Source organism: Neobacillus pocheonensis, assembly GCF_050477905.1.
In the GTDB taxonomy this organism is placed as follows: Bacteria; Bacillota; Bacilli; order Bacillales; family Cytobacillaceae; genus Neobacillus; species Neobacillus pocheonensis_A.
Window position 1 is genome coordinate 24,340 of sequence record NZ_JBCNAD010000017.1, and the last position, 16,752, is coordinate 41,091.

General features: G+C 40.5%; 9 protein-coding genes. 6 read left to right on the forward strand and 3 right to left on the reverse strand.

Annotated features, from left to right (window positions below):
- Positions 1-175: 175 nt before the first annotated feature.
- Complete coding sequence (locus ABES02_RS08400; protein ID WP_430132968.1) at positions 176-6,499, reverse strand: Ig-like domain-containing protein; 6,324 nt, start codon at positions 6,497-6,499, stop codon at positions 176-178.
- A gap of 280 nt (positions 6,500-6,779) precedes the next feature.
- Between ABES02_RS08400 and ABES02_RS08405 the strand changes: the two genes are divergently transcribed.
- From ABES02_RS08405 to ABES02_RS08430, 6 genes are all read left to right on the forward strand, one after another.
- Positions 6,780-7,976 (forward strand): HupE/UreJ family protein, encoded by a 1,197-nt coding sequence (locus tag ABES02_RS08405; protein ID WP_430132969.1) that lies wholly within the window; start codon positions 6,780-6,782, stop codon positions 7,974-7,976.
- A gap of 292 nt (positions 7,977-8,268) precedes the next feature.
- The gene (locus ABES02_RS08410; protein ID WP_430133057.1) at positions 8,269-8,862 is read left to right on the forward strand and encodes a DUF5317 domain-containing protein; all 594 of its coding nucleotides are present in this window, start codon (positions 8,269-8,271) and stop codon (positions 8,860-8,862) included.
- 371 nt (positions 8,863-9,233) lie between these two features.
- On the forward strand, positions 9,234-10,889 hold the full coding sequence (locus ABES02_RS08415) for a diguanylate cyclase (protein ID WP_430132971.1): 1,656 nt from the start codon (positions 9,234-9,236) through the stop codon (positions 10,887-10,889).
- Positions 10,890-11,428: 539 nt separating this feature from the next.
- On the forward strand, positions 11,429-12,787 hold the full coding sequence (brnQ, locus tag ABES02_RS08420) for a branched-chain amino acid transport system II carrier protein (protein ID WP_430132972.1): 1,359 nt from the start codon (positions 11,429-11,431) through the stop codon (positions 12,785-12,787).
- Between the two features lie 185 nt (positions 12,788-12,972).
- Positions 12,973-13,941 (forward strand): peptidoglycan recognition protein family protein, encoded by a 969-nt coding sequence (locus tag ABES02_RS08425; protein ID WP_430132974.1) that lies wholly within the window; start codon positions 12,973-12,975, stop codon positions 13,939-13,941.
- Between the two features lie 168 nt (positions 13,942-14,109).
- Positions 14,110-14,859 carry a glucose 1-dehydrogenase gene (locus ABES02_RS08430; protein WP_430132976.1) on the forward strand — a complete coding sequence of 250 codons (750 nt, stop codon included), beginning with the start codon at positions 14,110-14,112 and terminating at the stop codon, positions 14,857-14,859.
- A 38-nt stretch (positions 14,860-14,897) separates the two neighbouring features.
- Here ABES02_RS08430 and manA read toward each other — a convergent pair whose 3' ends face one another.
- A complete protein-coding gene (gene manA, locus ABES02_RS08435; RefSeq protein WP_430132978.1) occupies positions 14,898-15,842 on the reverse strand; it encodes a mannose-6-phosphate isomerase, class I in 945 nt (314 codons plus the stop codon).
- Positions 15,843-15,863: 21 nt separating this feature from the next.
- Complete coding sequence (locus ABES02_RS08440; protein WP_430132980.1) at positions 15,864-16,736, reverse strand: ROK family protein; 873 nt, start codon at positions 16,734-16,736, stop codon at positions 15,864-15,866.
- Positions 16,737-16,752 lie beyond the last annotated feature (16 nt).

A 16,752-nucleotide genomic window follows, 5' to 3' on the forward strand; every position in this document is an offset into this window, starting at 1 on the left:
AAAATCCTTCAATGGTAATGGATTCGAACAATTAAAAAAGGGTGTACCAAAAGTTAAACTTTTGGTACCCTTTAAAAAAATAAATCAGTAATTCTTTACTTTTCACTATTACTAAAAACTTTAATACTCAACCATCATTATTAAGGATTGCTGGAACTGGCGAATCTTTAACTGGCTATTTTATCACCTTACCTGCTACCACATCAAAGGTCAATTCCGTTTGAGCCTCATAATAGTATGAGAATAGACCAACATTATACTTGTCCTTCGCTTGTACAATTATGGTATACGTTTTAGGTTGCTTAGGTGTCCAGGTCACAGTATTGCTTACCCCATAATCTTGCAATAGAGTTAGGTTTCCTCTTTCATCAAGGACAAAGAAACGATATTCAGGTTGTCTACTTCCTTCTGACGTTACCGTGAATGTAATTGGCTTCTTAAATTCTTGTTTACCAGGAATTTCTGTTTTTACAGTGACTTTCGTAACTTTTTCGTCTTGTACCGTTACCTCTGAAGCTAAACTTACATTGCCTGCTGCATCAGTTGCTGTTACCTCAATCTTCGCACCAGCCGTTTGTTTAGCGACTACAATCGTGTATTTACCTTCTGCATCAGCTGTTGCTGTACCAATCACTTGACCGTTTACTTTAGCAGCCATATTTGCTCCAGGTTCGGCTGTACCAGTGATAACAACATCATTATCTGTCAAACCGTTGACCACTGGCGCTTCCGGTGCGGTTACATCAGTAACAGTTACTTCCGCTGCAGTACTTACATTTCCAGCTGAGTCAGTAGCTATTACGACAATCTTAGTTCCAGCTTTTTGCTGTGCAATAGTAATCGAATATTGACCATTTACATCCACAGTAGCCGAGCCGATTCCATTGTCGTTTACTTTTGCCGTTACAGTAACGCCAGGTTCGGCTGTACCGTTGATCACAGTCTCAGCATCCGTTACACCATCCACTACTGGTGCGTCTGGTGCAGTTAAGTCAATCACGGATACCTCCGTCGCCGCACTTTCATTACCTCTAGCATCACTAGCAGTTATGACAATTTTTGTACCGCCTGTTTGCTCTTCAATCCTGATAGTAAATTTACCTTCTACATCAGCTGTGGCAGTACCGATTTCTTTTCCATCAACTTTTGCGGTCACAGTTGCTCCCGCTTCTGTTGTGCCCGAAATAGCTGCATCCTTGTCATTCACCGGATTTACAACTGGTGCGTATGGAGCTGCAGTATCCAAAGTCCCAACTAACTCTTTGGTATCTCTTACACGAATACGCGTACCTTGTGCAAAAGAACCTGATAAACCGACCGCTTCAAGCGTGTCACCTTTTGAAAGAGCTGGTACTGGACCGCTTTGATTCACAATGTAACCGTCTGTAAAGACTAATACATCACCAGATCCATCATTGATAACATAAGAATTATCATCAAACTTAGATACAACCGTTCCTTTTACCTTCACAAGAAGTCCTTGGTTCGCAGCAGTTGTTGCTTCACCAGTAGCCACTTGTTTCGGCTGGATAGGATCTCCTGAGCTTAGTTTAATAACATCTTTTGCAAATGTAGTAAACTCTAATTCTTTGTTATTTTCGAAAGTCTTAATATGACCATAAACGCGTACTTTGTCGCCTAGTTTAAGAGAACTTTCTGGAACCTCTTGGAATGCCATAATACCGCCAGTTGAATCTTGCAGGTAGAATGCATCAAAGAAATTGCCTGCTCCAGTTGTAACAGTTCCTTCTACGACAACATCTGTACCATCAGCTAAAGTACGTACATCCGCAATATTCGCAACCTTCGCTTCGCGATGTGCTAACCAGTTGATTGCGTTAAAGCTGAATTCGTCGTTGCCTTTTGGTTCAAACGATTCATCCATTTGTTTATCATTGAAAATATTCATACCTGTTACGACAATACGACCTTGGTCGCCAATTTCCTCTGAAGCAATCATCGGAATAGCTGAACCGCCAGTTGTATCGGACACGGCATCATAAGTGGTTCCACCCTTGATATTGCCTTGGTAGGTTGTTTCATTACCTTTTGCCAGGATGACAACCTTACCGCTTTCTGTAAGAGGCTGATTGTCTACTCCTGATAAACTTGTACCACTGTAGTAATCGATAAACGATACGCGGTCAGTGATATAGTTTGATACTAATCCTGGATGTAATCTAACAGCATAAGGGCTAACCTTTGGATCGCTCCAGAAGTTACCGGTTTTGCTATCATCAAATACTCCGTCGTTACCCATGCGGATAGATGAGCCAATATCACTTAATAAAGTATTGTTAATCGTAGGGTCTACGCTGTTATTGCTCTTTCCAGCCATTAATAGGGAACCGCCGTTTTTCACGAACTTCGCTACGGCTGCATTTTCATCAGCTGTTAAAGCCGTTCTTGCGTGTGTTAAAACTAATACTTTCACACTGCTTAACACATCGTCAGTAAGGGCCACTTTGTTTTCAGTTACTGTATAGCCTTCTTTTTGAAGCATAAGTGTAAATGCTTTTAAATTGTCTTTATACGTACCGCCGTCAGCACTGGTATTTTCGTTGCCATGGAATGCATCAATTAACACTTTAATGCCAAGCGGTTCTTTGATTTGAACCGGTACTGTAAAGGTTGAATCACCTAAATCTAAGCCATCAAGCGAGGTAACAACGGCAATGAGCTTATGGTCGCCTTTAATTGGGCTTGCCCAAGTTGCTGTTGCTGCAGCTGATCCTTTAGATAGAATAGATGAAATATTGTTTGTTCCAATTAAGTTTTCAGGTTTCACTTCATCATAATAGAAGTCTACCTTAAGGTTTTTCACTACTTCTGTACCGTTGTTGGCAACAGTTGCCTTTAATGTAGCAGGGTTGCCACCGACAACTACGCCGCCGTCGACATCGATGCTGTTTACTTTCACATCAACTGCCTCTTCTTTTGACCAGATAGGAGAAGAGTAAATGCGTTCGCCGTCCATTTGTGTAACCTTTACCACGAACCATTGTTGTCCGCCAGTTACAGTGTAAGATGGATTCCAAGTGAATTCTTTTTCCATTGGTGTAATGGAATCTACCACTTTTCCGCCATTTGTAATTAATTCTACTTTTTGAATTCTATCATCAGACTTATAAGATGTTGGAAGGTAGTTATAGTCGCTGTCATTATGTGCTTCAGCTACTAAGTCGCTTCCTGTGATTTTGAAACTCAATTTTTTGCTGTCTACTGTTGAACCCATGTAGTAGCCATTTGCTAGTACATCTAACGTGAAGTTTGGATCTTCTTCCATGTACACACGCATATTACGCATGGAGTGAAGAAGGGATGCTTGAGAAAGATCGTCCGCTACGATAACAGTACGTGCATTAACTTGGCCCCAAGTTCCTTCATGGTTGTCTTCCCCATAAGTAGGAGCAACGTGCCAGCCTAAATCAAGCGCTGAGTAAAACTTGTTTTCAGCATTTGCATAACCATAGTGACCAGAACCATTACCAACCTCTAACATTGTAAATAGCTTATCTACATCTTTGTTATAAGGTTTAAAGTTATTAAACGCATTTGCAGACATATCTGGGTGGTTAAATTGACCGACGATATCGTCGTATGTCATAACCCATGCATAGTATTGGTTTAAATCTTGGTATTGCTTGCCATTAATGTTTCGGTCGATAAAATTATCGGTTCCGAAGATATTGGAGTGACCCCATGTTGTAGAAGTCATTTCGAATGCAGGGAATACAACATAATCATTGGTTGTGTATTGCTTAGCTAAGTCTTTTGTTAATTGCCATTGTGATCCGCCTGAACGTTCTGGAACAGAAGCACCTGATGCCGTTTTACGATCAACTGTATCTGTACCTAATTTTTCAGGGTCGATATCATGTGAGTGGTCAGAGAAAGCGAACCAATCGTAATGATGGGCCTTACCAGCTTTTAATGCATCTTCTGGTGTACCCGCACCATCGTGTGAAATATTCGTGTGGTTGTGTGTTGTACCACGGTAATGGTGACCGCCTGTAAAACGTGGAACCACTTCAAATGTCCATTCTTTTTCAGCAAGGTTGCCTTTCCCATCTTTTGCTGAAACCTTAACCGTATGAGTTCCTAGTTTAAGATCTGTTTCAGGAACATATTTCACTTGTGTTTTGCTAATCGTTGCGGCTGGGGCAGTAAGTTCCTTGCCGTCAAGCCAGAATTGAACGGTTGTATCGTCAACACCGCTTGGGTCGTTTAGTAAAGCAGAAATTTCTGGTGTTGGGCTTTCTACTTTATCGCCAGACTGTGGTGTTTCACCCGTAATCGCTGGTCCCTCTTCATCTGCAACCAATGCAACTGCGTATGGAGCTGCACTTGTTCCAGCTGATTGGACTTGTGCACCAGCTTTTGCTTCAATGTAATAATCGAATCCGCTTTGTGGCACATTTGCTGCCGCTAATGTAGCTGTATAGCGTCCGTCGCCGCCATTTACCATTGGTAATGCTGTATACTCAGTAGTATCTTTTGCTCGATAGTAAACTGTTACAGACTCTGCTCCATCAGCATTTGCTTCGAATTCAACGTTTGTTTCTTTGTATACTTGTGTTAAAGCTGTGTGTGTGATGCCTAAAATGGAAGAAATATCTTTTAGATCACGTGGATATACTTGGTATCCATTTGTTGCTGAAGCATTGGATGTAAACTGTCCTAAAACACCCGTAACAACATAGCTTTTTCCAACTACTAAGTCCGTATCAGGTTTGATTCCTGTCGCACCCATTACCCTTAAAGTAGTTGCTTTAGCATTTTCGTCAACAAATGTAACGTTATAGTTAGCGCCAGAAGCAGTAACAGCAGAAACCTTACCGGTTACTGTTACCAGACTGCCTTCGACTGGCTCAGCCGTTGCGTACGTATTTAGATCTAAAATGGTTAACGTTTTTGGTGTAGGAATTGCGTTTCCTTCACTTATTTTCTCAATAGAAGTCGGTTCAAATTCCGTTAAACCATTATAAACAAGAACCTTACCAGTAATGCGTAATTTATCACCTTTTAAAACTTTATAACCAACATCAAGTGATGAGCTGAAAATGTTGATACCAGCTGTACCATCTTGAAGATAGAAGTTTTGCTTTTGTGTCCCAAGAATTTGGTTATTAACAGTAGCAACACCTTCAACCGTAAAGAATTTATTTAGGTTTACCGGCTGGCCTTTTGTATCAGAAACACGAACGTCTGCAAGTTTCGAAATAACCGTTGTATCGGCTTTTGTCACCGAAACAGGAACACTTTCTAACTTGATTCCCGTTGCAGAGCTTGTAGTTTGCGTTACATAGACTGTATTAGGAGCATTGTTGATCGTTACGGAGAAATCTCCTGCTGTTCCTGCTTTGACTTCTTGTGTATTTAATCGTTCTGCTTTTGTAGCAGTTTCATTTGGATAAACATTGATGATAGCATTTGCTACAGCAGCGCCGGCGCCACCAATTAATGTACCTACACCATCAGCTACTACATAGCTTAATTTTGCTTGTGCAACAGATGCACTTGCTGCCGCTAAATCAATTTTAATAGCCGCACTTTCAGCCAGACCTGTCTGGGTAGCTGCTACATAGACAGATGTTAGCGTTGTTGAAACGTTAATATCAAAGGAACCATCCGCATTCGCTGTTCCAGTCGCAAGAGCTGTGCCCTTGGTTGCGGTTTCATAAATCTTAATGGTAGAATTTGCTTCGGCAGCTTCAGCTAGACCTGTTACTTTTGCTGAAGTGCCGTTTTGTGTAAATTGAATGTTCGTTCCTTTTGGCTGTAAGCTTAGAACTGGAACCATTGGGTCTTCAGTTGGGCTTGCAGTGTTTCTTGGAACAACCGTTCCTACAGCGAAATCTGCTGCGTTGTCATCTGTATCCCAAGCATTTCCTTTACCAGAAGCTGGGTCAACGTTCGCGTATGGTCTACGCTGAACACTTGTTACATTTGATGGGGCCTTTGTTGGAGCTGATCCTTCAAATGCATTTGCAGTACCATAACCAACAAAATCTATTGCACCGTCTGGTTTTGCTCCTGTAGCTCCTGTCGTTTTATCTTTAAATAGAGCAACCTTTCCAGAAGTACCACCCATTGAAATTGTAGCGGTAGCATCTGGTTTTGGAAGGTCCACTCCTGCAGCTCCCCCGCCTTCTTGAATCAGGTAATATCCATGAGCCTGGATTGTTCCAGTCAATGGAGTGGCTGTCCAACCTGTTCCTCCAGAGGAGGCATATTGAACGGACCATCCTGTTAGATCAACTGGTTGATCAGTAGGATTGTATAGCTCGATAAAATCATTTTTATATGGCGCAAATGGTGATGATGCAGTACCTGTCCCATTTCCCCCGGCACCAAATACTTGTGAAATAACAACATGATCAGCTTGCTCAGCATGAGCCCTGCCAATTAAACTGCTTGGCAAGAATGTACTGATCAATAGAAGAGCTGCCATGAACGTACTTGTCCACCGCTTAAAATCCCTATTTCTTCCCCTCATTCATCTACCATCCTTTTAAAAAAGATTTTTCATAACATAATTAAGAAGATGTCCTTAGGATGCCCCTCTTTCGAATATTCTCAATTACTCTATTATTCTACAAAATTCTTAGGCCAAAAGATATAGGGTTGAGAGATTATTATCTAAAAATTATAAAAGATTTCTTTCCATGTATACAAATTGGCTTGGAATATGATTATATAAAGGTGGGAATGGAATAAAGTACTTATTTTGGCTTTTTTTAAAGATATATTTATATAATAATTTTAGGAGGATTTCCGTGCGTTCGTTTAGCGACAAAATTCTACATTTACCCAAAGTAGTCAGACCTCTAACCTTGTTATTATTATCCTTTTTCCTACTAACGTTTCTAACCTTACCATCCAACGCATCTGCGCATGCTTATAGTGCTAGCTATACAAAAATAACAATGGATCAAAAACACACAGAAATTGTCTTTACTCTTGATACCTTATCAATCATCGAATTACTTCCAGCTATTGATAAAAATAAAAACTATGTACTTGAAAAATCCGAAATCAATAAGAATCGCCACCATTTAGAGGAATTAGTCACAGAAGGTCTTACTCTAGACAAGGACAATAAAGAGCAAACAGCAAAAGTTGAAGAATTTAAGCTCGTCAAAAAAGAAAATAAGGAATACCTTTCTATTTATATGAGTTTCCCGCCCTTTTCTCCAGGTGAGACGATCGTTTTTAATGATGGCTTTTATTTCAATGATACAGGCGCCAACTATATCAATCTCCTCTCTGCATCGTGGATGGGTGAAACAAGTGAGGCTGTTTTACAGGGAAAGGAACGGACTTGGACGATATTACTAACGGAAGTCCAGCAAGAACAAGGACAAACGACGCAGCCCGACACTAGCCAGGTACAGCCGGATACAGCTAAACCAGTTGAAAAGCCGGCAGCATCTTCGTGGTTCTCCTTTTTCAAACTCGGAATGATGCATATTCTAACCGGCTATGATCATTTGCTGTTCCTATTTGCCTTGTTACTAAGAAAGCAAACCTTTAAACAATATGCGGCCATCGTTACTTCCTTTACGATTGCACACAGTATTACCCTTAGCTTAGCTGTTTTAGGTTGGATTACTCTGCCATCCCGATTTGTAGAAGCGACTATTGCCTTTAGTATCTGTTATGTGGCGGTCGAAAATATATTCAGGAAGGAAATCCGCCACCGCTGGAGCATTACATTTCTGTTCGGGTTAATTCACGGTCTTGGTTTCGCAAGCATTCTCCGCGAAATGTCGATCCCAAAAAGCCATTTGGCCGTTGCTTTAATTAATTTCAATCTCGGCATTGAAGCCGTTCAACTTACGATTGTTTTATTGTTTCTCCCATTGTTATCGTTACTATATAAGCTTAAAAGCACACGAAAAATTGTTGTCTATGGTTCATATGCCATTGTGACCTTGGGAGCCATTTGGTTTGTACAAAGAATTTTCCTTTGATATATATTTCCATAAGAAAAACCGGGCAAACAAACCGCCCGGTCCTTTTTTGTTTTGGAAGTGCCGAGGGGACGGTTCTCATGGTTTCTGATTAGTTTAGTTTCGCCACGAACCGTCCCCATGGTCACCCGTCCACATTTTTGACATAAACGCTAATAATTTAGGGATTGCTTTCTCTAGGTATTTTTGATTAGATAGATTTGTTGTTGTTTTAAGAATATTTTTCCTTCATGGAATTTTTCAACTCTTTTTATTAATAGTATTATATTCTATTATAGGTAGGTTACAGTTGATGGTATTTGACGGCATTATTTTATCTTTTATTGTAGGATTCCTTCGAAAAGGGAATATGAAGGCGCTTGCACAATTAAAGTTAACGTGGGGGTGGATTTTTCCTCTACTATTAGTCGTGGAGCTTACCGTGTTTTCGCTTCAAAACGGCCATAAAACTCTTGGAGAGATCAGCGGTTATATCTACATATTGGTGTATATACTGGGGTTACTTTTTTTAATAATGAACCGTAAAAACCCAGGATTTACACTCATTTTCATCGGTGTTTTTCTTAACTTTATCGTCATGGCCCTAAACGGTGGGAGAATGCCAGTTTCCTTAGAGGCCGCTTCTATTTTAGAACCTGGTTATCTCGATGTTCTGAAAGAGGAACTCTATGCTAAACATACGGCTTTAATTGATTCTACTAATCTAGGATTTTTAGGAGATATCATTCCAATCACTAAACCGTACCCACGAACACAGATTATCAGCATCGGCGATATTATCATGAATATCGGCGCCTTCCTCTTTATCCAATACCTGATGGTTAAACACCCTGCAGCAAAGAGGCAGAAAGCATCACTCTCCATGAAAGGGGGTGAAGCAAAATGAAACAACAACAACAATCAGAAGGAATCAAATTGACTAGTGTTTTAGTAAATGCCATTATTATTGCATCAATGATTGTAGCTTTAACATCTGGAATGAAACTTATTTAATGGAAACAAGGAGAAGGAATAGCGCTAACTTCTCCTTTCTAATATTTTTTTAGATATGAGTGATTAAATTTGGAAAGAATAAAGCAGCCTGCTAATCTATATTTATTTATGATTTCATTACTTGGAAGCTTGGGATTTATACTTTTAAAACCCTTCAGCGATCTTAATTCAACAAATTGGGTTACTACTCTTATTTTTGTATGTGCCATTATACTGCTAAATCATTACACGATCCCCATTCCTCCCGACGGAAACTCCATATCTATGGACTCTGCCATTTACTTAGCAAGTATTTTTTTATATGGGCTAAATCAAACATTAGAAGTCTTACTGATTAATTCATTGATTTACACCATCATTAAATGGAAGACCGCCTGGTGGAAACACTTATTCAATTTTTCCATTTATAGTATCATGATCATTCTTGCCAACTATCTATTTATCTTTTCTAATGGAAATGTAGATGATGATATACATGCAAAGAACTTATTGCCTTATTTGGTTTCACTAACCACCTATTTTATCTTAAACACCATTTTAATTAGTTTTTATTTTTTCCTGCAGCAAACAGAAAGCTCCATTCAATTAATGCGTGGAATTGTAAAGGATAAAACGTTTTTAGTCTCTTATCTTAGTACATTATTACTTTCCATAGTTTTAGGAATTCTTCTGAAGGAAGATACTAAATTGGGCCTTGTCTTGTTTGTATGCATTGCCATCCTGTTATCCGTGGCATTTAATGAACATTTTCGCTTGTTTCAGGAAACCCTTGATAAGGCCAACAAAGACACGCTCACTGGCCTTAATAATCACGGTTATTTTAAGGAAATCCTACAAAAAGAAGTGGATGCGGCAAAAGCAAGTGATAAGCCCTTAAGTGTAGCCATCCTTGATATCGATGATTTTAAAAAATACAATGACCTGTACGGACATATCCAAGGAGACCAACTCCTGCAGGAATTCGGGGCCCTTTTGCAAAACGAGGCCGATTCGGCCAATTTTATCGTGGCCCGCTATGGCGGTGAAGAATTTGCCATCGCCATGCCCAATACAACTCGCAATACCGCTTATTCGTTCATGAATGAGTTGCGAAAAAAAGCCAATGACACCTACTATAACGGGGTGGAACGTCTTCCCTACGGCTGTTTGTCCTTTTCATGTGGAATTGCCGAATGCGAAAAAGAAACCTACAGCATTTCTGAACTTCTAAACAAGGCTGATCTAGCCATGTATGCGGTGAAAAACCAAGGGAAAAATCTTGTACAAATTTATAACGGGATTTCGGAGTATTCTGTCCAACACTCTCTATCCCTTGAAAAAGAGTTGGAAGAAGCAGAATCTCAATTGAGAATCTTCCTCTCAAAAGATGTTTATACCTATCGTCATAGTAAACGCGTCTATCAATATGCGGTTGATTTTTCAAGAAGGCTTCACTTAAGTGAACAGGAGCGCAAAACGCTGATTCTTGGAGCAATCGTCCATGACATCGGAAAAATTGAAATCCCGCGGGATATTTTAAATAAAAAGGGGAAGCTTGATCCTCACGAATGGGAAATCATGAAAAAGCATGTTACCTGGGGAAAAGAAATCATTTCAACGAATAAGAAATTGGAAGACTTGATACCATTAGTCGAACTCCATCATGAACGCTATGACGGGAAGGGCTATCCTTACGGGTTAGCAGGAAAATCCATCCCTAAATTAGCTAGAATCCTATGTGTCATTGATTCATTTGACGCGATGACAACCGAGCGGCCTTATCAAAAAACAAAAACCTTTCAAGAAGCCATCATCGAGTTACGCGAATGCGCTGGAAAGCAATTTGACCCTCAGTTCATCGAACCGTTTATTGCCATGATAAAGCAGCTCGATGAATCAGCGGTTGCCTCGGGTCCCACGGGGACGGTTCTCACGGTTTAAAAACTACTATCCCCGCCTAGAAATTTAGGCGGGGATTCGCCGTTTCCGGAATATTAATTGGACAGATATCGACCATTTTTCGTATGTGATATACTAAATAATCGTTTGATTAAACAGATAGAAAGCACTGCTATGAAAGAATTTTAGTCCACTTGGTACAAAATATATGTCGAGAAAATCATTAAACATTTTCTAAAAAAGGGACAATATTCCCCAGAAAATGATTCCACTTTTGCTATATCACAAAATTCTCCATTCTTTCTCTTTTTTCAACATTACACAAACGATTAATTAAAACTGCCTTCAGCTCCTTCCAGTTCTGGTTTTATTCCATTGGGTCCATAAAAAGAACCTCGAAGTGTGTCTAGTTTGAAAAGGTACTCTGGGTTGTGACTAAACTAGATTTGTCCCCATGCTTACCAACACGATATTTTTATGTATAATAGACAGAAGAGAAGTGCTATAGGTGTACTACTGCTTTCCTTGGACTAAGGATGCAAGTTCCTATATCTAAAATTCAGCTAGAAGGGGCAACATGGATGCAACAAAAAATTTCATTTTCAACTTATACCATTATTGGTACGATGCTTTTCGGTATGTTCTTTGGAGCGGGTAATTTAATCTTCCCTATCCAAATGGGCCAGCTAGCTGGCTCAAACTTTTGGCCGGCATTAATTGGCTTCCTAGTCACGGCCATAGGTCTACCCTTTATGGGGATTTTAGCATTTGGTCTATCAGGGAGTAATGGACTGCGTGACTTAGCAGGTCGGGTCCATCCACTATTTGGTGTTGTCTTCGCGATGGCCCTTTACTTAACCATTGGACCGTTCTTCGCGATTCCTCGTACAGCAACGGTACCTTTCGTGGTCGGTTTCGAACCGTATATCAATCCAGAGCACGGCAGTTTATATCTCGGGCTTTTTAGCTTTGTGTTTTTTGCAATCGTCTATTATTTCTCATTGAACCCAGCGAAAATTATCAACTATATCGGAAAATATTTAACACCGGCGTTTTTAGTGTTTTTATTCATCTTAATTGTCATTGCGATCGTCAAACCGATGGGTCACTTCGGCAAGCCAACAGGTGACTATAGCGGGTTAGCTTTTATCACTGGCTTTAAAGAAGGATACAATACGATGGATGCACTTGCCTCCCTTGCCTTTGGTATTGTCGTCATCAATGCGATAAAGGGACAAGGCATCACCGATGCGAAGGCGATAGCGAAAGCAACTTGGAAATCAGGCATTTTCGCAATGGTCCTTATGATGCTGATTTACGGACTCATTACCTATATGGGGGCATCAAGCGTATCTGCAATCGGGACATTTGAAAATGGCGGTTTGATCTTTGCGGCCGTTGCGCAGCATTATTTCGGTTCATTCGGGGTTATTTTATTGGCAATTATTATCGTACTCGCTTGTTTAAAAACGAGCATTGGACTGATTACATCATGCAGTGAATTTTTTCATAGTGTATTTCCGAAAGTAAGCTATAAAAGATTCGTGCTCATACTATGTCTTTTATCATTCATCATCGCCAACTTCGGCTTAAACAATATCATTCAATATGCAGTGCCGGTATTAATGCTATTGTATCCGTTAGCGATTGTTCTGATCTTATTAGCGCTCACCTCATCAGCTTTTGGACATAAGCAAAGTGTTTATGCAGCCTCTATGCTGCTAACCTTCTGTGTAAGTTTCTTCGATGGTTACAGCACATTAGTCAGCAGCTTACCTGGAGCGACAATCCATTTGTTCGAATCCATTAAAGCAATCTATGTAGATTATTTACCACTCAATAATATTGGTCTTGGATGGATTTTACCTGCCATAGTTGGTGCGATTATCGGTTATTTCTGGCCAACGCGTAATAAAAAGGCATTAATAAGTCATAATTGAAAATATTTTTACTGTTTGAATTAAAACGTAAAAATGCTCAGATTTTACTCTGGGCATTTTTATTTTTCAAGTTATTGCCCTTTCCTAATTGGTCCTGTTTTTTTAAAAAAAGAGCCCAAAAGCCAGGATAGCCCTCCCGATTTGGCTTTGATAAGCATAAATGGTAATAAAGGAGAGGATAAATAATGGCTTTTGAAATCTTAACTGTTGATCAATTAATTTCAAGGTTAAGCGGCAGGAAGTATAAATATTCTCAAGTCCACCACACCTGGGAACCAAGTCACAGCGATTTCAACGGAAAAAACCATATCGCCTTACAAAATGCTATGAGGAATTATCATGTCAATAGTCGAGGATGGGACGATATCGGTCAACATGTTACCCTAATGCCAGACGGATTATTTGTCACAGGCAGACCTTTTAATGAGACCCCTGCTGGAATTGTCGGATATAATACAGGGGCATTTATGACAGAAATGCTAGGGAACTTTGACATTGGAAAAGACAAGTTGGAAGGAGCACAGCTTGCCTCGATGTTGAAGTTGCAGTATTTTCTTACTACTAAGTGTGGAGCAGAAATAATGTTTCACCGCGAACATGCAGCAAAGACCTGCCCTGGGACAGGAATTGATAAAAGCGTTTTTCTCAGACAAGTTGCTAATTATGGTACAAACCATCCAATAGCACAGCCTGTTGCATTCCAGCCTGAGCGTCAATCTACATCTACACAACCCAATTTACTTAAATTAGGCGATAAAGGTTCGGATGTTAAAACTCTACAAGAGTACCTTATGAAAGCAGGCGAGAAGCTACCGCGTTACGGAGCCGACGGTGATTTTGGGGAAGAAACACTTCAAGCAGTTAAGTCCTTCCAAGCAAGTCACGGTCTTTCTGTCGATGGCATTGTAGGTCCTGAAACAAAAGCTAAACTGGAGGAAGTTATAAAAACTCCTGCCCCTTCGTATCCTGGGCATTTAATCAAAGAAGGCTCATCCGATAAGAAAAATGTCAAATTAATTCAGGCTAAATTGGGGATCACAGCAGACGGGATATTCGGCCCTAGAACAGAAGCAGCCGTGAAAGCATGGCAAAAAGCTCACGGGTTATCTGCTGATGGAATCGTTGGACCGAAAACATGGGAGAAATTGTTTTAAAAAGAAAAGAGGGACCAGGTTAATATAGTGAACCAGAGTGGATTTTATCCGAAATAAAAATGCTCAGATTTTGCTCTGAGCATTTTTATTTTTCAAAAAAGAACGGCCCCTATGGTCCAACGGATTTTTTGTGTTATCTTAAACTTAAATAAAGGAGGCGTAAATATATTGGGTTTCTCTAATAAAACGGTAGTCATAACAGGCGCAGGGAATGGAATTGGTAAAGGAATTGCCATTCAATATGCAAAAGAAGGCGCCAATGTAATCTTGGCTGATATTGATGGAAAAGCTGGAGCTAATATAGTGAGGATAATCGAGGATCGTGGTGGAGAAGCGCTATTCGTAAACACAGATGTAAGACTGGAATCAGATATTATCCGGTTAATGGAATCGGCCATTCAATCATATGGCCAGATAGATATTTTAATTAATAATGCAGGAAAGGCATTATTCAAATCTCCTTATGAAACATCGATTGAAGAATGGGATGATGTCATCCATACCAATTTGAGGAGCGTTTTCTTGGCATCACGGGAAGCAGCAAAATACATGCGACATAACAAGGATGGCGGCTCGATTGTCAATATTGCCTCTACAAGAGCCATCATGTCAGAACCGAATTCAGAATCTTATGCTGCCACGAAGGGTGGAATCCTTGCCATCACCCATGCGCTCGCCGCCTCATTAAGTGATGATAGGATAACGGTAAATGCTATTTCCCCTGGTTGGATAGAAACAGGAGATTATTCAAAATTAAGCAAACTTGATCATGAACAGCATTTATCAAAGCGTGTAGGTAAGCCAGATGATATTGCTCGTGCCTGTCTTTATTTAACAGCCAAAGAGAATGATTTTGTAACAGGGATAAACCTTGTTGTTGATGGTGGTATGACAAGGAAAATGATATATGAGGAATAACTCCACAGGGACGGTTCAACCGTCCCCGTGGACTCCTCTTACGTATGCGAAACAATGATTTCGCATTCTCCATCTATTTCAAACTCGCCAAATCCAACAGGAATAATAAAGTGGGTTCCTTTCCCTAATTCATACTTCTCACCATTATGAGAGAGTGAGCCTTGGCCCTTAATAACGCTGAAAAGTAAATATTGCTCATTAAATGCGAACGAAGCCTTCCCGTAGACATCCCATTTATAAACAGAGAAAAACTCGGATTCTACAAAAGTGGTAATTGCGGTATTTTCATGCTCCACCATTCGCGGTGTGCTCATCGCATCTTGATGCGGCACGGTGGTTACCTCAATCGCTTTGTCTAAATGAAGATCACGTAAATTTCCTTCAGCATCTCTGCGGTCATAATCATACACACGGTAAGTAGTGTCCGAGCTCTGCTGTGTTTCTAATACCAGCGTTCCTTCACATAGGGCATGGATTGTTCCGCTTGGCACAAAGAAGAAGTCTCCCGGCTTAATCTTCACACGGCGCAGCAATTCGTTCCATTTTCCCTCATTGATCTGCTGGATTAATTCTCCCTTTGTTTTAGCATTATGACCGAAAATCATATCAGCATCTTTTTTACAATCAATAATATACCAGCACTCAGTCTTTCCCAGCTCGCCGTTTTCATTTACCTTAGCATAGGCATCATCAGGATGAACCTGCACCGATAAATCCATATTGGCATCCAAAATCTTGGTCAACAGCGGAAAAACCTCTTCCTTCGGATTCCCAAAAAGTTCAGGGTGCTCACGCCATAGATTATCCAGTGTCACTCCCGCATATTGTCCGTTTTCAATGATGGAAGGACCATTCGGATGAGCGGAAATCGCCCAGCATTCTCCTGTAATGTCTGATGGGATCTCATATCCAAATTCTTTTTTCAAGGCGGTTCCGCCCCAAATTCTCTCCTTAAAAACAGGCTTTAAAAATAGTGGCTGCACAAAAATCCCTCCAGAAATAAATTAATGTATAAATTCCTCTTGAAACGCTTGATAAGCAAGCATTAAAGCTCCCGTAATTCCCGCATTATCACCTAAACCAGGACTCACAATATAATCAGTTAGCTCTGGCAAAGACACATATTCATTTAAAAATTCCTTTAGATACCTATTAAGCGAAGTAAACACTTGTTGCTGCTTCATCACTCCTCCGCCAAGGATGATTTTTTTCGGTGAAAGGATCAAAATAAATTGCATCAATGCTTGGGCAAGATAATAACCCTCTAAATCCCAAACTTCCAACCGGTCAACAAGCTGGTCACCTTTCGTCCCCCAACGGGCTTCAATCGCTGGACCGGCAGCGAGACCCTCTAAGCAGTCGTGATGATAAGGACACTTCCCTTGATACTCGTCATTTGGATGGCGCCTTACAAGGATATGCCCCATTTCTGGGTGAGACAGTCCTTGAAGGAGTTTCCCCTGCACAATCGCTCCGGCGCCAATCCCGGTACCAACCGTGATGTACAAGCAGCTGTCCAAACCTTTCGCCGCACCGAATTTAGCTTCTCCCAAAGCCGCTGCATTCACATCAGTATTGAATCCAATCGGAACAGAAAAAGCCTCTTGTAATTTATTCACAAAAGGAAAATCTCTCCAGCCCGGCTTGGGAGTAGAGGTGATAAATCCGTATGCAGGACTTTCCTTTATGACATCGATGGGGCCGAAAGAACCTACCCCAATGGCTTTAATCGAATATTGCTTAAAAAATTCAATTACCTTCGGAATCGTTTCCTCTGGAACAGTCGTTGGAATCTGAATTCGATCGATAATCGTTCCCTTTTCATCACCGACAGCACAAACAAACTTTGTCCCGCCTGCTTCTATTGCACCCAACATAAAAAAATCCCCCCAA